Origin of the sequence: Microbacterium sp. CR_7 (assembly GCF_041954755.1) — a bacterium.
Lineage (GTDB): Bacteria > Actinomycetota > Actinomycetes > Actinomycetales > Microbacteriaceae > Microbacterium.
On sequence record NZ_JAVAYF010000007.1, the window covers coordinates 42,100 to 65,974 of the forward strand.

A 23,875-nucleotide genomic window follows, 5' to 3' on the forward strand; every position below is an offset into this window, starting at 1 on the left:
ACGACGCTCGAGACAGGACTGAGGCGACGCTTCAGACCCCGATCGTCTGGCCGAGGAAGGCTCGCGCGTACCGGTGCCCGCTCGCGATGGCCAGCCGGTCGAAGTACGCGTCGAGGACGGCGGTCGATGAGCGCGACCGACGGGTCTCCCCCTCATGCCCGTCGGCGAGATGGCGGTCGAGCGCGTCGCGCAGCATCCGCACCGCCTCCGCACGCTGCTGCGACACGGCAGCATGGGAGACCCCGAGCTCCTCGGCGATCTCGGTGACGGTGCGATCGTCGAAGTAGATCGCCCTGATGATGCGTCGTTTGCGCTCGGGCAGGGCATCGACGGCGATGTGCAGGAGCTCCTCCCGCTCCGCAGCGATCGCCATCTCCTCGGGGAGGTACCCGGTCCAGACGATCTGATGCACGTCGAGCACGTCCAGGCTCGTGATGGTGCGCTCGGCGTCGGCGATCCGCTGCTTGACGGCGCTCGCGTCGATTCCCATCGCGTCGGCGATCTCAGCCACCGTCGGCGTTCGCCCGAGCAGGCCGCCCAGCATGTCGCGGACCCGGGTGGTCTCCCTGGCCTTCGCCCTGACGTCGCGCGGCGCCCAGTCCATCGCCCTCAGCTCATCCTTCAGAGCCCAGTTGATCCGCTCGCGCGCATAGGCGCCGAAGGGCACGCCGAGATCCGCGTCATAACTGTCCGCCGCGCGCACGAGCGCGAACGCGCCGGCGGCGGCGAGGTCTTCTCTGGAGACGTGGGTCAACCGGGCGACGACAGCGGCGGTCGCCGCTCCCACGATGTGCAGGTGATCGATCACGAGCTTGTTCCGCGCGCGCAACGGCATTCGGTCCCGCCTCTTCCGCTGTCAGTGCAAGCCCCCCAGCGACCCACAGCATCACCACCCCACGGTGACGAGAAACATCATTCGTGTACATGCTAGGGCCGCGCGGGGCGCGAAGAGGGACCGAACGTCGAAACGCTCGTGAATTCTCGTTTACGTTTAGATCACGATTGCTAATCGGTCGACTTGACGCGCTTGTTCACCTCGCGCGTCGCCGAGAACTTCAGCACCGTGTAGTCGTCGACCTCGCCGGCGCCCTCGTCCTTCGAGAACTGCACCCGGTGCCCCTTGTGGGTCTGCGGGTAGAACTTCCCGAAGTTCGTCAGGGTCACGGTGTTGCCGCGACTGACGAGATCGACGAGCTCGTCGATCATCGCGTTGTACGCCGTCTGCGCAGCGCCCACGGAGATCCCGCCCCGTCTTGCGAACCGCTGCACGAACTCCCTCTTGCTCACCCGACTCGTGTCGAGCGTCCTGGATGTGCTCATCTTTCCGTCCAATGGAAATGTCACCCGTCACCGGGTGTCTTGCGCTGTACCCCACCAGCGACATCCGCCGACGCGCGCAGGCCCCAAACTTCCTGCAACGTCGTCGGATCTGCCAGTACCCCAGCCTGTGCTCCTCAGAGGATAACTGCTGTTCCTTGGTATACGCGGTGAAAATCGAATTCCTCTGATCGTCGACCCACCGAGCGCCCGAGCGGCTGCGAGGATCGCCCTCAGCCGTCGAGCCGCACCCGGATCGGATACTCCTCGCCGTCGAGGATGATCTGCAGCGCCCGTCCGGACGCGGGATCGAGCACGATCGGCGCCCGGAGGTTCACGTACACGCCGTCGTCCGACGGATTGGCCACGATGAGGATCCGCACGTCGTCGGCCTCGCCCACCCCGATATCGGAACGGACTCCCGCGGAGATGCGCGGGGCGTAGTCGTAGTCGTTGAACACCGCGTCGAGCAGGAAGAGTCGAACGTCGGCATCCGTCGCACGCAGAGCATAGAGCCCTTCGGCGCCCGCGATCGGCTCCAACGAGAACGACGTGTGCGGCCGCAGACCGGGCATGGGCGCGACGAAGTCGACGGCGATGCCCGCGGTATCGGTGAGGACGGTCATCGCAGGAACTCCAGCAGGTTGGTCTGCAGCGACTTCGCGGTCACCTGCAGGGCGGATTGGAACACGAGCTCGGCGGACTGCAGGCGCACGAGCACCTCGAGGCTGTCGACGTTCTCGACCTCGACCCGGCGGGCCTCCAGGTCGGTCGACACCGACAGGTTCTGCGACATGGCTCTCTCGATCTGAATCTGACGGGCTCCCGTCTCCCCGCGCGCCGCGGTGAAAGCGGTGAGACGTGCGTCGACGTCGGCGAGACGTGCGCCGATGTTCGCGCCCCCGCGCAGGTCGGTGGCGATGTCGCGCAGCATCGCGAAGGCGCTGGTCGGGCCGGATCCGAACGCCTGGGCGCCGTCGAAGTCCACCCGCACGGTCTCGTTGTCGCTGATGCGCCGGCGCACGCCGTCGCCGGCCGCGCCGTTGAAGCCGAAGGTCACCGGATCGAACGCCGTGGCCGCATCACTGGTGCCGGCGAACACGCTCCGACCGAGCACGGTGGTGTTCGCCTGGGAGAGCAGCTCAGCGCTGATCGTCTCCAGTTCCTGCGCGATCGACTCGCGGGCCGTCGCGCTGAGCGCACCCGAGTTCGCACCCTGGGCGACGAGATCGCGTGCGCGGTTCAGCAGGTCGGTGCTGGCGTCGAGAGCCGTGTCGACGGTCGTGACCCAGGCCAGGCCGTCGCTGAGATTGCGTGAGAACTGAGCCACGCGCGACTGCTCGCCGTGCAGCCCCAGGGTGGTCGCGGCCGCTGCCGGGTCCTCGCTCGGCGTGCGGAACGCACGCTGCGAGGTCGCCTGGTGCTGCAGCCGCTCCCGGTCGACGAGGTTGCTCTGCAGGGTGCGCAGCGACTGCTGCGTCATGGTGTTGCTCGTGATGCGCCCGATCATGATGCCTCCGGGATCAGCGGCCGACCAGGCCGGTGCGGTTGATGAGCAGATCGAGGGCCTCGTCGACGGCGGTCAGCACGCGCGCAGCCGCCTGATACGCGGTCTGGTAGGTGAGGAGGTTGATGGTCTCCTCGTCACCGTCGACCGAGGCGTTCGACTGCTGCGCGGTGACGGCGGCGACCGCGCCCATGTCGGCGATGTCGGCCCGCTGGCGGTCTCCGGCGACGGTCACGGCGAAGCCCGTCACGAAACTCGACCACACGGTGCTCGGTCCTGTCGCCGCCGATCCGAGGGTGCTGATGCGGTCGGCGATCGTGGTGTCCTTCGCTCCGGCGCCCGGCGCGGCCAGCGCGAGGTCGGCGAGTCCGTCGGGTACCACCCGGAGTCCGAGCGCGGCCGGTCCGCTCGGATCGATCGCGAAGAAGTCGCCGCCCGGCGTGCCGGCGGACGTGACACCGGTGCGATGGATGTCGTTGACGGCCGTCGCAAGGGCGGATGCCGTCGCGTTGTATGCCGCGGCGACGCCGGCGAGCGTTCCGCCGTCGGCGGCAGGGCCGAGCGCGCTGATCGCACCGCCGACCGAGCCGCCGGTCACGGCGACCGGGACGGTCGGACGGTCGGCCCAGGCCACCGTGATCCGGCCACCGGCCGCGATCTCCCGCGGACCGCTCACGGTCAGCGCACGGCTCACGTCGCCGGAGACGAGAGCGTTCCCGTCGATGCGGAGGGTCAGGGTGCCGTCGGCCTCGACCGCTCCCGTCGCGCCGACCGCGGTCGACAGCTGCTGCGCGAGCACGTTGCGCTGATCGATGAGTTCGTTGGCGCCGCGCCCCGAGAGGAGAGCATCGCGGATCTGCCCGTTGAGGGCCGCGACCTGCCCGGCGATCGCGTTGACGTCGGTGATCTGCCGATCCACCTGACCGCGCAGATCGGTCCACTGACCGGCGATCGACTGATAGCCGGCGGCGATCTGACCGACGAGCACCTCGGCGTTCGTCAGCACGACCTTGGCGGCCCCGGCATCCGGGGTGTTGGCGAGGTCGGACCAGCCCGACCAGAACCGGTTGAGGTTCGCGGCGAGTCCGTCGGACGTCGGCTCGGCCATCACGGCCTCCGCCTGACCCGCCGCGGTCGCCCTGGTGACCCAGAAACCCGACGTCCCGAGGGCATCACGCACCCGCGCGTCGAGCAGATCGTTCCCGAGTCGGGCGACGCCAGTGACCCCGACTCCCCCGCCGACGGAGAACGTGGTCGGCCAGCGTCCGGTCGACCCCGGAGCCGACAGCGACGTCTGCTCGAGGCGCTGACGCGTGTAGCCGGCGGTGGTCTGGTTGGCGATGTTCTGCCCGGTGACGGTCATGCCCGCGCGGGCCGCGGCGAGGGCGGATTCGGCGAGCCGGAGTCCTGCGAACGACGACATCGCGGTCACACCCTCGTGTCGAGCAGCCGGGCATCGCCGTCGCGCACGACGTCGCCGGACGGGTCGTATTCACCGGTCGGTGTGCCGAGGCCGGCGATGGTCTCCTGCGTGACGCGGATCGCCGTACGCAGGCGCTGCTCGTTGACCTTTTTCATCTGGGCGATCTCCTCGGCGAGCGAAGTCATCGCCTCGAGGTGACCGGACATGACCTCGCGCCAGGCGTCGGTGGGTGCGGCGTCGATCAGCTCCCGCAGCGTGGTGGCCTCGGGGACTCCCCATTCGTCGGCGACGGCGACCACCAGTGTGTCGCGCGAGAGGGCGACCGTCGGCATCGCCGCCAGCACCCGATCGATCTCGTTCGCCGCGTGGTGGATCCAGCGGTTCCGTCCGGTCGCGAGGAGCATCTGCTGCTCGTCGAGCTTGAAGAGCAGCACTTCGAGCAGATCGCGCTCTCGCATCAGCTGCATGCTCAGGTCGTGAGCGGCCACGGTTCGTCACCTCGTCAGTCGCGGTTTGCCGACGGGATTGCCCGTCATACTCAGGACTATCGCGACATCGATGTGCGGGGTAACTCGGGCCGGATGGGGAGAACTCCCCATTGACAGCCTCAGGGTTTCGTGCTGATCCGCGCGAGCGCACCAAGAAGGGCGTTCTCTGCGGCGTCGTCGGCCGAGGTCTGCACGGCCTCCTGATTGGCGTCGGAGACCGCGAGCACGATCTCCGCGCGGTTGATGCGCTTGTCGCGCGGTGCATCGATGCCGACCCGGACGCCGCCCGGTGTGACCGCGAGGATCGTGACAGTGATGTCGTCGCCGATCAGGATGCTCTCGTTCGCGCGCCTCGTGAGTACCAGCATGCTCGTCCGCCTTCCATGGCCGGCACGCAGGAGCGCGCCCAGACAAAACTAGCGCATGATCCGCTCGTAAATGAGAGGAAGGAGGGACCTATGCCGCAGGGCTCGGGAGGGCGGTGGGCGCGATGCGCACGACGCCGACCACGTCGGTCGCGAATCCGCCGGCCGCAGCCTCGTCGTACGACAGCACCGGCAGCCCGCGCACCTGGGCCGTCAGCATCTTCCGCACGGCCGCGCGGAGCGAGGGAGCGCAGACCAGCACGGGCTCGGGGCCGGACTGGTCGAGCTCTGCGACGGTCCGCCGCACGCTCTCGAGGAGGTGCATCGTGGCGTCGGGGCTCAGCACGATCTGAGTCTGTCCTTCGACGGCGCGCATGCCCTCCAGCATCTGCTGCTCGAGCATCGGGTCGAACATGAGCACACGGAGGCGACCGTCCTGCGCGAAGCGGGCCGCGATGGCCGGTCCGAGTGCGGCGCGCGCCGCCTCGATGAGACCCGGGGTGTCGGTCGAGGTCTTCGCCCGGAGCGCGAGCGCCTCGTATATGCGGGCGAGGTCGTTGATCGGGACTCGCTCAGAGAGCAGCCCGGCGAGCACGCGCTGGATCGCCGCAAGCGAGAGCATCGCGGGCGTCAGCTCCTCTACGGTCGCGGGGCTGGACTGCTTCAGGTGCTCGGTCAGCTGTCGCACGTCTTCGAGCGAGAGCAGCCTGTCCGCCTGGCTCTGCACCACGTCGGACAGATGGGTGATGATGACGCTCGCGCGGTCGATGACCGTCGCTCCCGCCATGTCGGCGGCATGCGACATCTCGGTCGGCACCCACTTGCCCTCGAGCCCGAAGACCGGATCGGTCACCGCGGTACCGGGCAACTGGTCCAGTCCGGTCCCGATGGCCAGCACATGTCCGCGTGGCACCGTGCCTCGTCCGACCTCGACGCCGGCGATCAGCAGCGCGTACGTCTGCGCCGGCAGATCGATGTTGTCACGGGTGCGCACCGGCGGCATCAGGATGCCGATCTCCATCGCGAGCTTGCGGCGGAGCGACTTCACCCTGGTCAGCAGATCGCCCTGACCGCCCGAAGCCAGATCGACGATGTCGGGGGCCAGCGAGATCTCGAGGGCGTGCACGCGCATCCGGTCCATGAGCTCTTCTGGGCCCTCGGCCGCCGCCTCCGCCGCTTCGAGCTGCTGGGCGTCGAGCGCCGCCGCCGTCTCCTTCGCCTCGTTCGCCCGCACCCGCGAGGCGGCGAACAGCAGCACGGCTCCGATCGCGAGGAACACCAGCAGCGGCATCCCGGGGATGAAGCCCATCGCACAGGCTGCGAGACCGGTGATGAGCAGCGCGTTGCGCGACTGCAGCAGCTGGCGTCCCGCCGCCTGCCCCATCTCGGCCTCGGCGTTCTCGCGGGTCACGATCATGCCGGTGGACACCGCCATGAGCAGCGCGGGGATCTGGGTGACCAGACCGTCGCCGATCGTGAGGATGCTGTACGTCTCGAGCGCCTCGCCGACCTCCATGCCGTGCTGGACCATGCCGATGATGATGCCGCCGACGAAGTTGATGACGACGATCACGATGCCGGCGATCGCGTCGCCCTTCACGAACTTCGACGCACCGTCCATCGCACCGTAGAAGTCGGCCTCCGCGGCGACCTCTGCCCGTCGGGCTCGCGCCTCGGCCTCGGTGATGAGTCCGGCGTTGAGATCGGCGTCGATCGCCATCTGCTTTCCCGGCATCGCGTCGAGGGTGAAGCGGGCGCCGACCTCGGCGACGCGCTCCGCGCCCTTGGTCACCACCACGAACTGGATGACCGTGAGGATGAGGAAGATCACCGCGCCGATCACGAGGGATCCGCTGATCGTGATCTGTCCGAACGCCTGGATCACCTGTCCGGCGTGGGCCTCGCTGAGCACGAGACGGGTGGAGGCGACGTTGAGTCCCAGGCGGAACAGGGTCGCGACCAGCAGCAGGCTCGGGAACACCGAGAACTCCAGCGGCTTCTTGATGAACATCGCCGTGAGCAGGATCAGCAGGGCGAATGAGATGTTGACGACGATGAGCACGTCGAGCAGCGGCGTGGGGATCGGCACGATGAGCAGCAGGATGATGCCGACGACGCCGACCGGCACTGCGGCCTTCGACAGGATCTGTCCGATCATGGGTGTCTCGTTCTCTCGTGACGGTGGATGTGCGGGGTGCCGGGGATCAGAGGCCGCGGTCGCGGGTGCTCTCGAACGGCATGGTGTGGGTTCCGCGCGCCGACCCTCGACGCTTCAGATGCTCGATGAAGGCGAGCACCTGCGCGACGGCGGTGTAGAGCTCCTCGGGGATCTCCCGCCCGAGCTCGCACGCCGAGTGCAGCGCCCGCGCGAGCGGGATGTCGCGTACCAGCGGCACACCCGCCTCCTCCGCCTTCTCACGGATCTTCTGCGCCACGACGCCCGCGCCCTTCGCGACGACGCGCGGGGCGGACTTGCCCGGTTCGTACCGGAGAGCGACCGCGACGTGGGTCGGGTTGACGAGGACGACGTCGCTGTCGCCGACGGCGGCGATCATGCGATTGCGACTCAGCGCGATCTGACGCGAACGACGCTGGGAGCGCACGAGCGGGTCTCCCTCGCTCTTCTTGTGCTCGTCCTTCGCCTCCTTCTTCGTCATGTGCGTGTGCTTGCGGTTGCGGCGCATCACGACGACGACGTCGATCGCGGCGAGCAGGATGCCGACGGCCACCGCGACCTGCAGCAGTGCGACGGCTCCCCCGGCGGCCTGCTCCAGCAGCCAGGTGATGTTGTGGCTCCCGCTCGCCATGAGCACGGGCACGAGCCCGGACACGACGATCCACAGCGAGACGCCGATCGCGACGGTTTTGAGAAGCGCCTTGAGCCCCTCCCACAGCGCCTGACGCCCGAAGACGCGTCTGAGCCCGGCCACGATGTTGAACTGCTCGGCACGCATCGGCACGCCCCGCAGGTGGATGCCGCCCTGGGCGACCGCGGTGGCTGCGGTGGCGAGCAGCACCACCAGGAGCATCGGCAGCAGCACTCCCCCGAGCGACGCGATCGCCGCGCCCAGCGCATCCATCGCGGCGCCGTCCGCAGGGTGCCGAGCGACCTGCGAGACACGGAGGAAGAGATCCGTGGTGACCTGGGTACCCGCGGCGACGGTCGGCACCATCATCACGGCCGCGGCGGCGATGCACACCCACGCCGTGAAATCCTGACTGCGTCCGATCTGTCCCTTGCGACGGGCGTCTCTGAGCCGCTGCTCGGTCGCCTTCTCGGTGCGTTCCCCGGTGTCGACGTCGCTCATCGCGTCACCCCCACGAGCAATCGGGCCGCATCTTCAGCGATCGCACCGACCACGCTGGGGAGCGCGGCGTACACGAAGCCGACCAGCACGAGCGTGAGTCCGATCTTCACGGGGAAGCCCATCGCGAACGCGTTGAGCGCCGGCGCGACCCTGGTCACGAGACCGAGACCCACGTCGGCGAGGAACAGCACGATGAGCAGCGGTCCGGCGATCTGCACCGCGCTGAGCATCATCTGACCCGCGGCGCCGACGAGTGCTTCGGCGGGGCTCGTCAGGTCGATGACACCGGAGACCGGGATCGCGTCGAACGAGCGGAAGAGGCCGCCCAGGACGAGCTGGTAACCGTCGGACGCGAACAGCAGCAGCAGCGCCGTCATCTGGAACAGGCGGGTGAACTGCGCCCCGTTGATCGCCATTCCCGGGTCGAACGCCTGCGCCAGCTGGAAGCCGCCGAACGTGTCGACCAGGTGACCGGCTCCCTGGATCGCGCTGAACAGCACCATGACGAGGAAGCCGAGCAGCGCCCCCGTGAAGGCCTGGCCGACGAGGGCGAGCAGGAACCCCCCGGTGTCGAGGCGCTCATACCCCACCGTGACCACGGGCGAGACCGCGAGGGCGAGACCCGCACCCAGCATCGCGCGGATGCGCATCGGGATCGTGGCGTGGCTGAACGGCGGCGCCAGCACGAGGAACGCCGTGATGCGCACGCAGGCGAGCGCCGTGGCCTCGAGCCAGGTGAAGTCGATGGGGATGTTCATCATCCCCCGTTCAACAGGCCGGGAATACGGGCGAACATCTCGTTCGAGAAGGCGATGAGCTCGGCGATCATCCAGTGCCCGCTCACGAGCAGCGCGATGCCCACCGCCACGAGCTTCGGCACGAACGAGATCGTCATCTCCTGCACCTGGGTGATCGACTGCAGCAGCGAGATCGCGAATCCCACGACGAGCGCCGTGATCAGCAGCGGCGCGCAGAGCTTCGCGCCGAGGATCAGGGCGGCCTGTCCGATGTCGATGACGGCTTCGGGGCTCATCAGCCGCCCCCGCTGTACGACTGCACGAGGGCGGTGATGATCATTCCCCATCCGTCGATGAGCAGGAAGAGGAGGATCTTGAACGGCAGCGAGATCATCACCGGCGGGAGCATCATCATGCCCATCGACATGAGGGCGCTGGCCACGACGAGGTCGATGACGAGGAACGGCACGAAGATGACGAACCCGATGAGGAACGCGGCCCGGAGCTCGCTGATCATGAACGCCGGGACGAGAGTCTGCAGCGGGATGCTCGCCGCGTCGGTGGGGTTGTCGAGCTGCGCCGCGCGGTGCATCAGGGCGATGTCCTCCTCGCGCGTGTACGACAGCATCCAGTCGCGCAGCGGCGCCTGGGCGAGGTCGAACGCCTGACCGAAGTCGATCTGCCCGGCTGTGAACGGGCTCACGGCGACGGTGTTGATGTCGGTGAGCACCGGCCACATGATGAACAGCGTCAGAAACAGGCTGAGACCCGCGAGCACCTGGTTGGGCGGGATCGAGGGCAGCGAGAGCGCGTTCCGGGTCAGGGCTAGCACGACGAAGATCTTCGTGAAGCTCGACATCATGAGCAGCAGCGCCGGCGCGACGCTGAGGACCGTGATGCCGAGCAGCGTCATGATGCTGTCGGACGGCGTTCCGTTGATGCCGTTGATGGTCACACCACCGCCGTCACCGGTCTCGGAGGGCAGGACGGCCGCCTGAGCGTCCGCGGCCCCGAGCACGACCATCGCGACGGCCACGCCGACCGCGAGGAGCGCGATCGTCCCGACCCTCCGGTGCGCCTGCGCACGCCGGCGCCGCTCGAGCGCACGCGGCGCGGAGAGGGGCACGACTGAGGACACGGCGGCACTCCGGGAATGGGTGTCGTGGCCGATCCGTAGCCGAGGGGGCGAGCTATCCGTGCTCGCAGACGACTATCGCGACAGAGCGTCCCGAGCGTAACCTCGGGCGCCGGTTCAGGCGACGGAGCGCAGAGCCCGGTCGACGATGTCGTCGGGTGGGGCGCTCGGCGCCTCGTCGCGAGCCGTGACGGACTCGTCGTCGGCGACCGGAGCCTCCTGCGTGTCGACGACGCTCACGCCCTGCTCGGTCACGCCGAGCACATAGCGGATGCCGCCGAACTCGGCCACCACGAGCTGCGCGCGACCACCGAGGCCAGAGCGTGCGACCACCGTGATCTTCTCCGGACGCGCGCGGCGCACCGGGGCGGGCCGCGGCGCACGCGTCCGCGCGAATCCGGTGAGCTTCTTGGGCATGAGCCCGGCGAAGGGGCTCGTCCCCGTCGACTGGCTCTTCTGCAGCCGCTTGCTGAGGAAGACGAGCAGACCGAGCACGGCCGCCAGCGCGACGATCGCGCGCACCGCGACGAGCAGGTCGTTCACGGCTACACGACCTCGGCGCCGTCGAGGATCCGCTCCACGCGGATCGCGAAGTCACCCTCGGCCACGACGACCGTGCCGTGGCCGATCAGGCGCCCGTTGAGCTTGATGTCGGCGGGCGAGCCGGCCGCGCGGTCCAGTTCGACGACGCGGCCCGGTTCGAGTGAGAGCACGTCGCGCACCGGCATCCGCGTGCGTCCGATCTCCACGACGAGCTCCATCTCGACACCGGCGATGCGGCTGAGTCGCTGCGGTCCGGTCGATCCCGCAGGCTGCGCTCCGTCGATGCGCACGGCGGCGCGGGCGACGACTGCTCCTGCGGCGTCGACCAGGTCGAACACCTGGGTCCCCGCGTCCGTGAAGACCGACGCGGCGGGCAGGAGCTCTCCCTCGCTCAGAGAGCCGGCGCCGAGCACCACCACGGCGGCCTCGAAGATCGGATGCAGGCGATCGGCGAGCGGTGCGGTCGCGGATCCGTCCTCCAGCTGGGTCGGATCGACCACCTGAAGCGCGATGCGAGCGCCGGGCGTTCCCGTGAAGGTCACGGCGACGGCATCCCCGACGGCTCCCGGATCGGTGGACGGGGCGGGGATGACGGGGAAGGCGAACGGCATCCTGCCGGCAATCGCCGCGGCGACGGCGGTCTCGTGGAAGGTGCTCATGAGTGGTTCTCCTCGGGGGTGCTGGTGATCAGACAGGTCAGCCGGGAACCTCGGCTGCCCGGGGTCGCGAAGCCGATGGTCGTGCGGTCGGCGACGAGTTCGTAGGGGCGCGTCTCGGGGTGCGGGAGTCGCAGGAGGTCACCGGGAGCGAGATCCAGCACCTCTCCCGCTCCGATCGTGATCGGCGCGAGTCGCAGGGTGACCTCGAGCGGCGTGCTGCGCACCTGCTCCAGGGTGTGCTCTGCGGTGTGCGCGGTCGCGGCGTCGGAACCGGACGCGGCGAGGCGGTCTACCACGGCGGATGCCGGCAGCATCACCGTGGCCGTGGTCTCGACGTCGCCGAGGCGCAGGGAGTACCGGGCGACGATCACGGCCGCTGTCCCGGAGATTACCTGCATGTACTGGGGGTTGTAGTGCACGGCCGCGAAGCGCGGCTCGCCGGGGAGCAATCCGTCGAGGCTGACGTGCAGATGCTCGAACGTGCCCTCCATCAGGTGCCGCACGAGGGCGAGCTCGATCGGCGTGAACGTCCGAGCGGCCGGGAGCGACGTGCTGCGCCCGCCCATCATCTGCACGACCCACAGCAGCGCGCTGTCGAGGCCGAACTGCACGACGCACGGCTCCTCGCGGCCCGGGAGGGCGCCGGCCACCATGGCGGTCGTGCCGGGAAGAGTCTCCGCGTACTCCTCGTACGAGATGAGCTCGACGCGTTCGAGCGCGAGGTGCGCCCTGACCCGCACCTTCGCCGTGAGCTGCGACGACCACAGGCGCGCGAAGGACTCGAACGCCGCCTCCAGATGGCGTGTGCTCTCGCGGTCGAGCTGCGTGGGTCGGCTGAAGTCGTAAGCCGGGTACCGGGTCGCCGGGTCGTCGATCACGGGTGCGGACATGCGTGGCTCCTGGGCGGTGGTGGTCATCGGTTCAGCCCGTTCCGGCGGCCGAGGCGAGGGCGGGGATGAGGGCGCGCACCTGGTCCTCCTCGGAGGACTCGACGACGATGTCGACGCGGCGGTTGCTGGCCAGGGCCTCCGGTGCGTCGCCCTGGGCGATGGGCCGTGTGTCGGAGAACGCCGTCGCCTTGACCCGTGCGCCCGCGATGCCCTCGTGCTCGACGAGAAAGCGGGCGACCTGGGTCGCGCGTCCGCCCGACAGCTCCCAGTTCGTCGCGAACGGATAGGCGGAGACGCGGTGGTCGGCGTGCCCCTCGATGCTCACCTGGTTGTCGACCGAGGTGAGGACGTCGCCGATCGAATCGAGGACTGCGTCCGCCTTGCCCGACAGCGCGGTGCTGTTGTCGCCGAAGAACGTCTCCGCCCCGACGAGCCCGACCCGCAGACCGCGCTCGTCGATCACGAACGACACGGTGTTCTGCAACCCATGCGCGGTGAGCGCCTCGAGCATGCGGTTGCGGAGCTCCTCCAGCGACTCGTACTCGGCGTTCGCCCGCGCCTGCAGATCGATCACGCCGTCGTCGTCGCGCAGCTCCGGCGGCACGACGACGCCCTCCGCGGTGTCGGCCGCTCCGCCCGGCTTCTCCTCCTGGCCGAACCCGGTCGCCAGGCTGTTGGCCAGCAGCTCGAACTTCGTCGCGTCGACGTTCGAAACCGCGAACAGGACGATGAACAGGCACATGAGCACCGTGACCATGTCGGCGTACGACACGGCCCAGCGCTCGTCCGGCTCGTCGTGCGAGTCGTCCGCATGGCCGCGTCCGCGTGCGCGACGGGCGCTGCTCACGCGTCCTCCCCCAGCGGGTCGGACGACACCTTGGCCTTCTTCTCCTTCGGACGCACCGTCGACATGGCCTCGAGACGTTCCTTGAGCAGGTGCGGCGCGCTGCCGGCCTGGATCGCGAGCATCCCCTCGGCGACGAGGGACATGCGCTCGAGTTCCACGGCGCCGATGCGGTTCAGGCGGCCGGCGATCGGGTTCCAGATGAAGTTGGCCGAGAGCAGACCCCAGAGCGTCGCGACGAAGGCGGCGGCGATCATGGGGCCGAGGTGATCGGGCTCGTCGAGCTTCTCGAGCACGTGCGTCAGCGACACGACGGTGCCGACGATGCCGATCGTCGGCGCGTATCCGCCCAGGGAGGCGAAAAAGCGGGCTGCGACGCGGGTTCGGGAGGACGCCGCCTCGATCTCGTCGTCCATGACCGTGCGGAGGTCCTCCGCGTCGGTGCCGTCGGCGAGGGCCTGCAGGGCCTGGCGGGTGAAGTCGTCTGGTGCGCCGTCGAGCTCCTGCTCGAGCGCCAGCAGGCCTTCGCCGCGGGCCTTCTCGGCGTAGCCGACGAGGAACGGGATGACGGCCTCCGGAGTCATCCGCGGACCGCGCACCATGCGTCCGAGGCTGGCGGCGGCGAGCTTCGTGTCGCGCAGGGTGTGACTGGCGATGCCGACGCCGATGGTGGAGCCCAGTACGAGGATCATCGGCGCGGGGATCAGGAGCGCCTGGAAGCTCGCTCCCTCCATCGTGATCATCGCCACGAGGGCGCCGAACGCGACGATGACGCCGATGATGAATGCGGGATCCACGATCAGACCTCGGCCCGTCCGTCGGCCGACGCACCGGTCATCGCCTGCGCCGCGCTCAGCACCCGGGCGCGATACGCCACGATCAGGTCGATGACGGCATCCATGCTCTCCGAGATCACGTAGACGTGGCCGTCGATCATGTGCAGGGTCGTGTCCGGCGACTCCTGGATGCGCTCCACGAGGTCGGGGTTGACCGCGAACCTCGTGTGGTCGAGGCGGGTGACGGTGATCATTCGGGGTCTCCGGACGTGGGAAGGAGGGAGTCTGCCCCGACTATCGCGACGAGGCCCGCTCCGGGTAACCGCCGCGTCCCACCCCCCTCCCCCTTCCCCGCCCCGCGAGCCACCCCTTTGCGCGCGAGCCACCCCTGTGATTCGCGTTCGCAACGGGGTGGGTCGCGCGGAAGGGGGTGGTTCGACGGCGGTGCGGACCGGTGTCACCCCTTCTGCACATGGCGACGACCGGTGGCATACGGCGCACATCATCTCGGGAACGGCCCGCTGCGGCGGCGGAGCGGGCACACTCGCCGCATGCGTCATGCCTCCCTCTCAGAACTCCGGCACCTGCTCGTCGATCGCCGGCACCTCGAACGCAGCGGATGGAGTCCGCGCGCGATCCGCGTGGCGGTGGACGGAGGCCGCCTTCATCGCGTGCGCCGAGGATGGTTCATCGACCGCGGAGAGTGGGACGGCCTCTGGCCGGAATCCCGGCACAGAGCCGAAGTCCTCGCTGTCGCCCAGTCGGCGGCGACCACGCGGCCGGTGTTCTCTCATATCTCCGCCGCGGTGCTGTGGGACCTTCCTCTCTACCGGACGGTACCGTCGCGGGTGCATGTCATCTCGGATCGCGCCCACCATCGGCACAGCATTCCCGGCATCATCCGGCATGAGGGCGCCATCCCGGACAGAGACGTCGATGAGATCGACGGCCTCCGTGTCACGACCCTCGATCGCACGGTGTACGACGTGATCCGCACGGTCGCGGGAGACACCGCGCTCGCCGTGGCGGACGCGGCCGCCGCACGGATCGCGGGAGAGCCGTGGGCCTTCGATGCGCTCGCCGCCGATGACTTGATGCACTCCCTCGAGGGGCGGACTCGCGCACCGGGTGCCCGCGGCATACGGCAAGCGAGGGAGATCACAGCGCTGGTGGATGGGCGAGCGCAGCTCCCGCTGGAGAGCGTCACCCGATACCGTCTGCACCAGCTCGGGTTCGCGAGGCCCACACTCCAGATGCCGATCGCCGGGCCGAACGGCGGCCAGTTCTGGATGGACATCGCCGTCGAGAAGGCGCGCACGTTCATCGAGTGCGATGGCATGTCCAAGTACCTCGACCCGGATCTTCGAGGGACCCGCTCGATGGAACAGGTCTTGCTCGACGAGAAGGCGCGCGAAGACTGGGTCCGCGGCGTCACAGGATGGCGGGTGATGCGGGTCGACAGCTCCGATATGCGCAGCATCGATGCGGCCGAGGCCCGTTTCCGCGCGTTCGGCCTGCGCGCGCAGCGTCGCGCCTCCGTCTGACCGCCGACCGCATTGCGCACCCGAACCACCCCTTTGCGCGCGACCCACCCCTTTCGCTGCCCGCTCCACGGGGGTGGCTCGGGCGAAAAGGGGTGGCTCGCGGCGGAGGCGGCGGAGGCGGCAGAGGCGGCGGAGGGGGCGGAGGGGGCGGAGGCGGCGATCAGCGCTTGAGCTGGGTGAGCTCCTGCAGCACCTCGTCGCTCGTGGTGATGATGCGGGCGTTCGCCTGGAACCCGCGCTGGGCCACGATCAGGTTCGTGAACTCCTGCGACAGGTCGACGTTGCTCATCTCGAGGAATCCCGACTGGAGGTTCCCGAACCCCGCCTGGCCGGGCTCGCCCATGCGCACGGCGCCGGAGTTCACGGACGCGCGGTACGAGGAGTTCCCTGCCTTCTCGAGTCCCTCGGGGTTGTCGAAGACGGCCATCGCGATCTTCGCGAGCGTCTGCGTCGCGCCGTTGCTGAAGGTCCCCACGATAGAGCCGTCGCCCGTGATGCTGTAGGACTTCAGCGTGCCGGCTGCCGCGCCGTTCTGCTCGGTGACCGCCACGGTCGACAGGGTGGCGTAACCCGTGACCGTGGTGAGGTCGACCGTCACGGGGCCGGCCGTGAGGGTGAGCCCCGCGCCGGTCTGCTTGCCGTCCGTGAAGGTCAGAGCGCCCGTGGCGCCGCTGACCGGCTCGGTGACGTCCCAGCCCGCTGCGGTGCGCGTGAAGTTCAGGCTCAGCGTCGACGGCGTGCCCTGGGCGTTGTAGACGGTCACGTCCCGCACTAGCACGTCGCCCGTAGCCGCGGTCGACGGCAGGTTGCCCGCGAGGGTCGCCGCAGTCGTGGCCCGTGCGGGCGCGACGGCGTCGAGCGGCAGCACGATGTTGCCCGCTGCGGCGCCGGTGTTGACGACACCGTTCTGCGCGGCCCAGCCCTGCACGACCGAGCCGTCGGCCGTGACCATCTTGCCCGTCGGATCGAACGTGAAGCCGCCCGCGCGGGTGTAGAGGGTCTCGCCGCCGGAGCGCACCGCGAAGAAGCCGTCACCCGAGATCATGAGGTCTCCCCCGCGTCCGGTGGCCTGAGCGGAGCCCTGCGCGAAGTTGGTGCGCACACCGGCGACCTGCACGCCGAGTCCGACCTGCGCGGGGTTGCGTCCGCCGACCTGGTCGTCGGGGATGCCGGGGTTGCCGATCAGCTGCGAGAGCGAGTCCTGGAACAGCACGGACGAGCCCTTGAAACCGGCGGTGTTGACGTTGGCGATGTTGTTGCCGGTGACGTCGAGCATCGTCTGGTGCGAGCGGAGGCCGGAGATCCCGGAGTAGAGCGAGCGAAGCATGGTGTTCTCTCTTCCTGTGTGAGACGGAGGTCAGGCGGCCGGGGCGGCCGGTGCGGTCGTGGAGGTGACGCCGGTGATGGCGTCGAGTGCGATGGTCTTGTCCCCGATGGTCACCTGCGGCACAGCCCCGTCGAACGACACCTTGGTGACGATTCCGGTGACGGCCTTCCCGTCGGCGTCCTTGTACGAGGCCTCCTGACCGATGAGCGCGGTCGCGGCCTGTCGCATGTTCAGAGCGAACGCCTCGGTTCCGTTGTCGGCGAGGGCGGTGAGCTGCTCCATCATGGCCAGCTGGGTGGTCTGGGCGATCATCTCGTTGGTGTCCATGGGGTTGGACGGATCCTGGTGCGTCAGCTGAGTCACGAGCAGCTTGAGGAACACCTCGCCGTCCATGACCTGCTTGCGCGCAGCGGGGTCGGTCGTGCCGCCGGTGTGGATCGAGCTCGTCGCGTCGATCGTCGGGGCTGCGGTGATGGGGATGGTCATGGCGTCCTCTCAGGCCAGGATGTCGAGGCCGGCGGCGGCGGGTTCGCGGTCGTTCGACGCGGATGACGGGGCTGCGGTCGCCGCCGGGCGGTGCGGCGGCTGGGGCGAGGCGTCCGATGCGGTATCGCGACGGCTCGGCGCCTCGCCGCCCGCTTCGCCGCCGCCGAACGAGGGCGCGCCCCGATCGGCGCCCGGGTCGGATGCCGCGCCGTGGGCGATGCTCAGCGACGCGTGCGGCATCGCCGCGGCGAGATCACGACGCAGATCGGTCACGATGGCGCGAAGTGCGTCGCGCCCGGCATCCGTCGCTCCCATGAGCTCCACCCGCACATCGCCCGCCTGGCCGATGTGCGCGCGCACCGTGACGGGACCGAGCGTGTCGGGGTTGACCGTCATGGTGAGCTGGTGGGTGCCCGACGGGCGCTGCGCGATGCTGACGACCACCGGCGACACCTGGGCTGCGACGGCGCGCGGGATCGGCGTCACGGGCGCAGCCGCTTCCGTCGCCGCCGGGCCGACCGGCGAGGTCGGCATCGAGGGGAACGCTGGCGCGGCGATCGTCGGAGAAGCGGATGCTGTGGCGGCGGCGCGATCGCCTGACCCCGTGCGGTCGGGGAGAACCGCGGATGCCGACACCGGTGCCGCAGCCGTCGGACGAGGCTCAGCACCGACGGCACCGACGGCGCCGACACCGTCGGCAGGGATGCGGTGGGCAGGTACGCCGGGCAGCACGGGAACGGGCGCTGCGACGGGGGTCTTCTCCGCGCCGGGCAGCCGACCGGGGTCGAGCGAGAGGGACCCCGCGGCATCCGGTCCATCGGACTCGGCGAGCACGGCGGCATCCGGGGCGACGGATGCCGGGGCTGCCGGCCCGGAGAGCACCGCCGAGGCGGTCTGATCTGCGGCGGGTGCGGGGTTCGGGACCGCCGCGGCGACGTCAGCCGTCGCGACACCGACCGGCGAAGGTTCCCTCGACGCATCATCGGCGTCGATCGATGCGTCGGGCTCCGCCTGGTCCACGGCGGGCGCGCCGCCGTCGATGGTCGGCAGCGCGAGGAGCAGGGCGAGCGCCGCGGACACGATGCCGCCCTCCGGCTCCGTGGCGGTCGACTCCTCGGCTGCGTCGGGCAGCGGTGCGGCATCCTGCATCCGATCGACGAGATCCGAGGAAGCCGAGTCGGAGGGGAACGTCTCGCCCGCCGCGACGAGGGCCGCGCCGAACCGCGATCCCGCGTCGGCCGCGGATAGCGCCGGGGACTCGGAGGTCGCGGAGGCCATGACCAGCGCGTCCGTCAGCGTCACGGCGCTCATGCGGCGCTCCCCTCGGGACGGCGTCCGCGCGCGGTGGCGATCTCATCGAGGGCGGCCTGTTCGGCGGCGAGCTCCCCGCGGCGTTCCTCCACCCGGTGCGCGGTCTCGAGACGCTCGAGACCCTTGAGCTCGCGTCGGGCCTCGACGTGCGCGTTCTTCGCCTCGCTCTCCGCCGTGCGGCTCAGCTCCGCGAGCGTCTGCAGGTCGCCCAGCGCGCTGCGCCCCGCGGCTCGGGCGGCGGCCATCGCCAGCAGGGTGGCCGCGTCATCGACCTGGCTGCTGATCTCTGAGAGGCTCGCGGCACCGGCTCGCACGGCCGTCTCAGCCTTGCGACGCTCGCTGCTGGCGCGTGACAGCTCTTCCGCGGCGATGCGCTCCTGGGCGCCACGCACGCGGAGCAGGCCGGAGAGGGAGAAGGTCATGGGATCAGTCCTCCGAACGCGTCGGTGAGGGCAGCCAGCCGCTGCCAGGAATCGTCGGACGTGCTGAGCTCGTCCATGCTCTGCATGAGGAACGCACCGATCGCGGCCTCGTTCGCGAGCGCGGCGTCGACCAGCGGGTTCGCTCCGGGGCGGTAGGCGCCGATGTCGATGAGGTCGTTCGCGGAGCGCCGCGCGGCGAGGACGCTGCGCAGCGCCACGGCATCCTCCCGCTGCGCTGACGTGGTGATCTTCGAGACGACCCGCGACACCGAGCCCAGCACGTCCACGGCCGGGAAGTGGCCGCGCACCGCGAGCGAACGATCGAGCACGACGTGTCCGTCGAGGATGCCGCGTGCGGCGTCGGCGATCGGCTCGTTGTGGTCGTCCCCGTCGACGAGCACGGTGTACAGCCCGGTGATCGACCCGCTCGTTCCCGCCCCCGCACGCTCCAACAGGCGCGCGAGAACCGAGAACGTCGACGGCGGATAGCCGCGGGTGGCCGGGGGCTCCCCCGCGCTGAGTCCGATCTCTCGCTGCGCCATCGCGACGCGTGTGAGCGAGTCCATCATGAGCACGACGTCGAGTCCGTCGTCGCGGAACTGCTCGGCGATGCGCGTCGCGACGAAGGCGGAGCGCAGACGCGCCATCGCCGGCTGATCCGAGGTCGCGACGACCACGACCGACCGAGCCAGGCCGTCGGATCCGAGGTCGTCCTCGATGAACTCCCGCACCTCGCGACCGCGCTCGCCGACGAGGGCGATCACGTTCACATCGGCGCCCGATCCCCGCGCGATCATCGACATCAGCGACGACTTGCCGACGCCCGAGCCGGCGAACAGTCCGAGACGCTGACCGATGCCGACGGGCGTCATGGTGTCGAGCACCCGCACTCCGAGACCGAGCTGCCGGTCGATCCGCTGCCGGTCGAGGATGCTCGGCGGGGTGTTGTCGAGCGAGACGCGCTCGGCGCGGGCGTCGATCGGACCCTTTCCGTCGATCGGACGGCCGAGTCCGTCGAGCACGCGTCCGAGCAGCGCCCGTCCCGTCGGCACCTGCAGCGGCGCGCCCGCGTGACGCACACGCGCTCTCGCGGTGATGCCGCTCAGCCTGCCGAGCGGCATGCACCGGGAGGCATCGCCGTCGACCGCGACGATCTCGGCATCCACCGCGCTGCCGTCGACCGCGTCGATGCGCACGCGGTCTCCGACCGCTGCCTCGATGCCGAGCACCTCGACGCCGAGTCCGACGACGGCCTTGACCGTGCCTGACCGTTCCGGGCGAGACGCGTCGAGCGTCCGGCGCCAGGATGCCGTGGCGACCGTCACAGCGTCACCTCCGAGGACTCCTCGTCGACCCCGAGCAGAGCTGACCGCGCCCGCGCGAAGGCGGGGGCGATACGCGCGTCGACGCTGCCGTCGCCGACGTCGACGATGACTCCCCCGTCGTCGACCGCGGACGACGAGGCGAGCTCGACGTCACTCATGGTCGCGAGGGCGCCTGCGTCCTGCAGGGCAGCGAGATCGCGCTCGCTGAAGACGACTCGGGTCCAGCGTGTCGACGGCACCTCATCGAGCGCGCGGCGCAGGGCGTGTGCAGCGGACCGAGCGGGATCCGAGAGCTCGACGCCCACGATCGCGACGGCGAGCTCGACCGCCAGCTCCTCGATGCGCGCGGCGTCGAGCGATGCGACCTCCTCGAGGCGCTTCTCCAGCTCCGACCGCGCGCCGTGCACGGCATCCACGGCCGACCGCGCGCGCTCCGCGAACGTCCGCGTCAGGGCGTCCATCCGGGCAGCGTGCTGTTCCTGCTCGACGCGCGCCTGCTCGGCGGCGATGCGTCGCCCCTCGGCGAACCCCTCCGCGTATCCGCGGGTGCGCGCTCGATCGGCCTCCCCGCGGATGTCGATCGGCGTCGCGCCGACCCGCGGCACCGCGAGCGGCGTGAAGACGGAATCGAGCACGGTGCGCACCTCGGAAGTCGAAGAGGGGGCCAGTCCATGGTCCGGAGGTCGAGCTGTCCGTGCTCCCTGCCCACTATCGCGTCGCCCGGACGTCGCGGTAACCACTCCGGACTCACTCGATGAGCTCATCCTCGTCCTCGCGCGAGATCGTGATCTCCTCCGCCGCCTCGAGCTCGCGGATCACCCGGACGATCTCGGCCCGTGCCTCGTCGACCTGGCGCATGCGCACCGGTCCGAGCACACGGGTCTCCTCGGCGAGGTTCTCCTTGTTGCGCTCGGTCATGTTCGTGCTGACCTTCTCGACGATCGGCTCGTCCGCGCCCTTGAGTGCGAGCGCCAGGACCCGGAGGTCGAGGCCGCGCAGCACGCGTTGCGCGTCGCGATCCTCGAGGCGGGCGATGTCGGCGAACGTCACCATGCGACTGCGGATGTCTTCGGCGAGGGCGAGGTCGCGCCCCTCCAGGCTCGCCAGCAGCGACTTCTCCAGCGCCTGATCGGAGCGGTTGATGATCTCGACGAGCGGCTGCACGCCGCCGATCGACTCGTGGTTGTCGCGCATCGCGAAGACGCCGGTTCGCGACCGCAGCGAGTCGGCGACGATCGAGATCGCCTCCTGCGTCGCAGTGCCCATCGTCGCGATGGCCTGCGCCACGTCGGTGCGGAGCGGATCCTGCAGCGCCGCGAGCACGGCGGCGGCGCGGTCCGCCTTGAGGTTGGCGAGCACCACCGCGACGGTCGTCGGCAGCTCTCCCTCGAGCACGGTCGCGAGCTGTGCGGGGTCGGCCGCGTTGAGGAAGTCGAACGACACAGTGCCCTGCGACATGACGCGGCCGACCATGCCGACGGCCTTCTCGCGTCCGAAAGCGGTCTCCAGCAAACCCGTGGCGAGCTCCTGACCGCCTCGGGACGGCACCGACCCGCCGTTCGCGATCCGGCGGAAGTCGCCGAGCGCGCGAGCCGTCGCCGCCACGTCGACCCCGCCCAGCTGGGTCAGCTCGGCGGCCAGCATCTCGGAGCGCTCCTCGCCGAGGTGCCGCAGCACCTCGGCGCTCGCCGCGCGGTCCATGTTCATGAGCACGATCGCGGCCTTCCGCAGCCCCGACATCTCGGGAACGGCCGCGGTCGCCGCCTCGGCCGTCGACATCTCCACCGTGTCGGCCTGCGCGTCGAGCATCTCCGTCAGCAGCGTCATACCTTCGCCTCGTCCATCAGGTCGGCCAGCGCACCGGCGATCGACTCCGGTTCACGCCGCGCGAGGTCGTCGATCTCACGCCGGCGGCGTTCGACGAGCACCTTGTCGGGCTCGGGCTCGTCGTCGAGGTCGACCACGGCCGACGGCAGCAGCTTCGTCGGAGCGGGCAGCGGGATGGCATCCGGATCCTTGAGATCACGCAGCGACCGCAGCTTCTGCTCCTCGTCCTCCGTCACGGTGGCGAAGTACTCGATCGGTCCGTCGTCGGTGTACATCACGCGGCGCTTCATCCTGCGACGCACCGCGAGGAAGACGACGAGAATGATGACGGCGAGCAGGATAGCTCCCCCGATGATCGCCGACCGCAGCAGCTCCTGCTGGAACTCCGCCGCGCGCTCCTCCTCCGCCGCGGCGAGAGCGGTCTGCGCCGCTGTGGCTCCCGAGGTCGCGAAATCGACGAACTCGACGGCGATCTCGTCGCCGCGCTCGACGTCGATACCCGCAGCGGACGCGACGAGAGACTCGATCTGCGCGGCGCTCACGCCCGTGACCTCGCCGCGGTTGACCGCGATACTCACCGTCTGCCTGGTGACCTCGCCCGCCGGGGTGATCGTCTTCTCCGTGGACTTGTTGACCGCGTTGCTGCGCGAGGTCTCCTCGAACTCGTACTCGCCGTCGCCGTTCGCGTTGTTCGGCACCGCGATGTTGTCGGGACCGAGGACCCCGGTGTTCCCGCCAGGACCGCCGCCGGTGTAGGTCTCGGTCTTGGTCTGCTCAGAGGGGCTGAGATCGCCGTCGGGCGCGGAGTAGGTCTCGTCCATCCGCTCGGAGGTCGAGTTCGCCACGTCGGCCGACACGGTCACCGTGGCGTTGCCTGCTCCGACGATGGTCTCGAGCATCCTGCTCACCGACGCCGCGACCTTCGCCTCGTGCTCGGTCGCCTGCTTCGACGAGTCGCCCGTGAGGCCCGCCCCCACCGCCGACAGCACCCGGCCGTTCTGGTCGGTGACCGCGACGTCCTCCGGCGTCATGCCGGGCACCGAGGCGCTCGTCAGGTGCACGATCGCCTCGATCTTCTCATCGCTGAGCGTCGAGCCGTTCCGCGTCTGCACGAAAACCGATGCCGTCGGGTTCTGCTTCTCCGAGACGAAGACGCTCTCCTCCGGGATCGCGAGTTGCACGGATGCCATCGAGATGCCGTCCATCGCGCCGATCGTGCCGGCGAGCTCGCCCTCGATCGCGCGCTTGTACGTCACCGACTGCTGGAACTCGCTCGCCGTGACGCCCATCTTGTCGAGCAGCGTGTACCCCTCGCTCGTGTCGCCGGGAAGACCGGCGGATGCCGCGGCGAGCCGCTGCGCGTACACCTGGTCGTCTGGCACGAGGATCGTCGAGCCGCCCTCCGCGAGCTCGTAGTTCACTCCTGCGGACTTGAGCTGCTCGACGACGGCCGAGGCGTCGCCCGCGCTCAGACCGGTGAACAGCGGACTCATCTGCGGCCGGGTCAGCCAGGCTCCGAGGGCGACGGCTCCCATCACGAGCAGCGCGACGCCGATGACGGCGATCGTGCGCTGAGCGACGGAGAAGCCGGAGACGACCTGCTTCGCGCGGTCGTAGTACGTGGTCAGCACCTTCGGCATG

Annotated in this window: 27 protein-coding genes; 1 reads left to right on the forward strand and 26 read right to left on the reverse strand. The window is 69.9% G+C overall.

The genetic code is table 11. From position 1 onward, the window contains the following. Positions 1 to 31: 31 nt before the first annotated feature. The 18 genes from RAC81_RS15010 to RAC81_RS15095 all read right to left on the reverse strand — a co-directional run bounded on the left by RAC81_RS15010 (position 32) and on the right by RAC81_RS15095 (position 14,246). Positions 32 to 835 carry a sigma-70 family RNA polymerase sigma factor gene (locus RAC81_RS15010; RefSeq protein ID WP_375083104.1) on the reverse strand — a complete coding sequence of 268 codons (804 nt, stop codon included), beginning with the start codon at positions 833 to 835 and terminating at the stop codon, positions 32 to 34. Positions 836 to 1,005: 170 nt separating this feature from the next. Further along, positions 1,006 to 1,320: an HU family DNA-binding protein gene (locus tag RAC81_RS15015; protein ID WP_375083105.1), complete on the reverse strand. Its 315-nt coding sequence runs from the start codon at positions 1,318 to 1,320 to the stop codon at positions 1,006 to 1,008. A 230-nt stretch (positions 1,321 to 1,550) separates the two neighbouring features. Continuing rightward, positions 1,551 to 1,943, reverse strand: a complete 393-nt coding sequence (locus tag RAC81_RS15020) for a flagellar assembly protein FliW (RefSeq protein WP_375083106.1) — start codon at positions 1,941 to 1,943, stop codon at positions 1,551 to 1,553. Next, positions 1,940 to 2,827 (reverse strand): flagellar hook-associated protein FlgL, encoded by an 888-nt coding sequence (flgL, locus tag RAC81_RS15025; RefSeq protein WP_375083107.1) that lies wholly within the window; start codon positions 2,825 to 2,827, stop codon positions 1,940 to 1,942. Before flgL ends, RAC81_RS15020 begins: the two co-directional genes overlap by 4 nt. Before the next feature lie 13 nt (positions 2,828 to 2,840). Further along, a complete protein-coding gene (gene flgK, locus RAC81_RS15030) occupies positions 2,841 to 4,247 on the reverse strand; it encodes a flagellar hook-associated protein FlgK (protein WP_375083108.1) in 1,407 nt (468 codons plus the stop codon). Between the two features lie 5 nt (positions 4,248 to 4,252). Beyond that, entirely contained in the window at positions 4,253 to 4,735 is a 483-nt protein-coding gene (locus tag RAC81_RS15035) for a flagellar protein FlgN (RefSeq protein WP_096715429.1), read from the reverse strand. A gap of 119 nt (positions 4,736 to 4,854) precedes the next feature. Then, on the reverse strand, positions 4,855 to 5,103 hold the full coding sequence (gene csrA, locus RAC81_RS15040; protein ID WP_251587990.1) for a carbon storage regulator CsrA: 249 nt from the start codon (positions 5,101 to 5,103) through the stop codon (positions 4,855 to 4,857). A gap of 88 nt (positions 5,104 to 5,191) precedes the next feature. Then, a complete protein-coding gene (locus tag RAC81_RS15045; RefSeq protein WP_375083109.1) occupies positions 5,192 to 7,258 on the reverse strand; it encodes a flagellar biosynthesis protein FlhA in 2,067 nt (688 codons plus the stop codon). 46 nt (positions 7,259 to 7,304) lie between these two features. Beyond that, a complete protein-coding gene (locus RAC81_RS15050; protein WP_375083110.1) occupies positions 7,305 to 8,408 on the reverse strand; it encodes a flagellar biosynthesis protein FlhB in 1,104 nt (367 codons plus the stop codon). After that, a complete protein-coding gene (locus tag RAC81_RS15055; RefSeq protein ID WP_375083111.1) occupies positions 8,405 to 9,166 on the reverse strand; it encodes a flagellar biosynthetic protein FliR in 762 nt (253 codons plus the stop codon). Before RAC81_RS15055 ends, RAC81_RS15050 begins: the two co-directional genes overlap by 4 nt. After that, on the reverse strand, positions 9,166 to 9,441 hold the full coding sequence (gene fliQ / locus RAC81_RS15060) for a flagellar biosynthesis protein FliQ (RefSeq protein ID WP_096715435.1): 276 nt from the start codon (positions 9,439 to 9,441) through the stop codon (positions 9,166 to 9,168). Before fliQ ends, RAC81_RS15055 begins: the two co-directional genes overlap by 1 nt. Further along, entirely contained in the window at positions 9,441 to 10,169 is a 729-nt protein-coding gene (gene fliP, locus RAC81_RS15065) for a flagellar type III secretion system pore protein FliP (protein WP_375083184.1), read from the reverse strand. The genes fliQ and fliP overlap by 1 nt, the downstream gene beginning before the upstream one ends. A gap of 228 nt (positions 10,170 to 10,397) precedes the next feature. Next, complete coding sequence (locus RAC81_RS15070) at positions 10,398 to 10,823, reverse strand: flagellar biosynthetic protein FliO (protein ID WP_375083112.1); 426 nt, start codon at positions 10,821 to 10,823, stop codon at positions 10,398 to 10,400. 2 nt (positions 10,824 to 10,825) lie between these two features. Continuing rightward, positions 10,826 to 11,482: a FliM/FliN family flagellar motor switch protein gene (locus RAC81_RS15075; protein WP_375083113.1), complete on the reverse strand. Its 657-nt coding sequence runs from the start codon at positions 11,480 to 11,482 to the stop codon at positions 10,826 to 10,828. After that, positions 11,479 to 12,372 carry a flagellar motor switch protein FliM gene (locus RAC81_RS15080; protein ID WP_375083114.1) on the reverse strand — a complete coding sequence of 298 codons (894 nt, stop codon included), beginning with the start codon at positions 12,370 to 12,372 and terminating at the stop codon, positions 11,479 to 11,481. The genes RAC81_RS15075 and RAC81_RS15080 overlap by 4 nt, the downstream gene beginning before the upstream one ends. 31 nt (positions 12,373 to 12,403) lie before the next feature. After that, on the reverse strand, positions 12,404 to 13,219 hold the full coding sequence (locus RAC81_RS15085; RefSeq protein ID WP_375083115.1) for a flagellar motor protein MotB: 816 nt from the start codon (positions 13,217 to 13,219) through the stop codon (positions 12,404 to 12,406). Further along, a complete protein-coding gene (locus tag RAC81_RS15090) occupies positions 13,216 to 14,013 on the reverse strand; it encodes a motility protein A (RefSeq protein WP_375083116.1) in 798 nt (265 codons plus the stop codon). The genes RAC81_RS15085 and RAC81_RS15090 overlap by 4 nt, the downstream gene beginning before the upstream one ends. A gap of 2 nt (positions 14,014 to 14,015) precedes the next feature. After that, positions 14,016 to 14,246: a flagellar FlbD family protein gene (locus RAC81_RS15095; protein WP_375083117.1), complete on the reverse strand. Its 231-nt coding sequence runs from the start codon at positions 14,244 to 14,246 to the stop codon at positions 14,016 to 14,018. Positions 14,247 to 14,543: 297 nt separating this feature from the next. Between RAC81_RS15095 and RAC81_RS15100 the strand changes: the two genes are divergently transcribed. Continuing rightward, positions 14,544 to 15,536 (forward strand): hypothetical protein, encoded by a 993-nt coding sequence (locus RAC81_RS15100; protein WP_375083118.1) that lies wholly within the window; start codon positions 14,544 to 14,546, stop codon positions 15,534 to 15,536. A 160-nt stretch (positions 15,537 to 15,696) separates the two neighbouring features. Here RAC81_RS15100 and RAC81_RS15105 read toward each other — a convergent pair whose 3' ends face one another. The 8 genes from RAC81_RS15105 to fliF form a co-directional block, all read right to left on the reverse strand. Continuing rightward, a complete protein-coding gene (locus tag RAC81_RS15105) occupies positions 15,697 to 16,863 on the reverse strand; it encodes a flagellar hook protein FlgE (RefSeq protein WP_375083119.1) in 1,167 nt (388 codons plus the stop codon). 30 nt (positions 16,864 to 16,893) lie between these two features. Continuing rightward, the gene (locus tag RAC81_RS15110) at positions 16,894 to 17,349 is read right to left on the reverse strand and encodes a flagellar hook capping FlgD N-terminal domain-containing protein (protein ID WP_375083120.1); all 456 of its coding nucleotides are present in this window, start codon (positions 17,347 to 17,349) and stop codon (positions 16,894 to 16,896) included. Between the two features lie 9 nt (positions 17,350 to 17,358). Further along, positions 17,359 to 18,660, reverse strand: coding sequence for a hypothetical protein (locus RAC81_RS15115; RefSeq protein WP_375083121.1), 1,302 nt, complete (start codon positions 18,658 to 18,660; stop codon positions 17,359 to 17,361). Then, entirely contained in the window at positions 18,657 to 19,082 is a 426-nt protein-coding gene (locus RAC81_RS15120; RefSeq protein WP_375083122.1) for a hypothetical protein, read from the reverse strand. The genes RAC81_RS15115 and RAC81_RS15120 overlap by 4 nt, the downstream gene beginning before the upstream one ends. Next, positions 19,079 to 20,407, reverse strand: coding sequence for a FliI/YscN family ATPase (locus RAC81_RS15125; protein WP_375083123.1), 1,329 nt, complete (start codon positions 20,405 to 20,407; stop codon positions 19,079 to 19,081). The genes RAC81_RS15120 and RAC81_RS15125 overlap by 4 nt, the downstream gene beginning before the upstream one ends. Then, entirely contained in the window at positions 20,404 to 21,042 is a 639-nt protein-coding gene (locus tag RAC81_RS15130; protein ID WP_375083124.1) for a FliH/SctL family protein, read from the reverse strand. The genes RAC81_RS15125 and RAC81_RS15130 overlap by 4 nt, the downstream gene beginning before the upstream one ends. Before the next feature lie 112 nt (positions 21,043 to 21,154). After that, on the reverse strand, positions 21,155 to 22,234 hold the full coding sequence (gene fliG, locus RAC81_RS15135) for a flagellar motor switch protein FliG (RefSeq protein WP_375083125.1): 1,080 nt from the start codon (positions 22,232 to 22,234) through the stop codon (positions 21,155 to 21,157). Then, entirely contained in the window at positions 22,231 to 23,874 is a 1,644-nt protein-coding gene (gene fliF, locus RAC81_RS15140) for a flagellar basal-body MS-ring/collar protein FliF (RefSeq protein ID WP_375083126.1), read from the reverse strand. The genes fliG and fliF overlap by 4 nt, the downstream gene beginning before the upstream one ends. Position 23,875 lies beyond the last annotated feature (1 nt).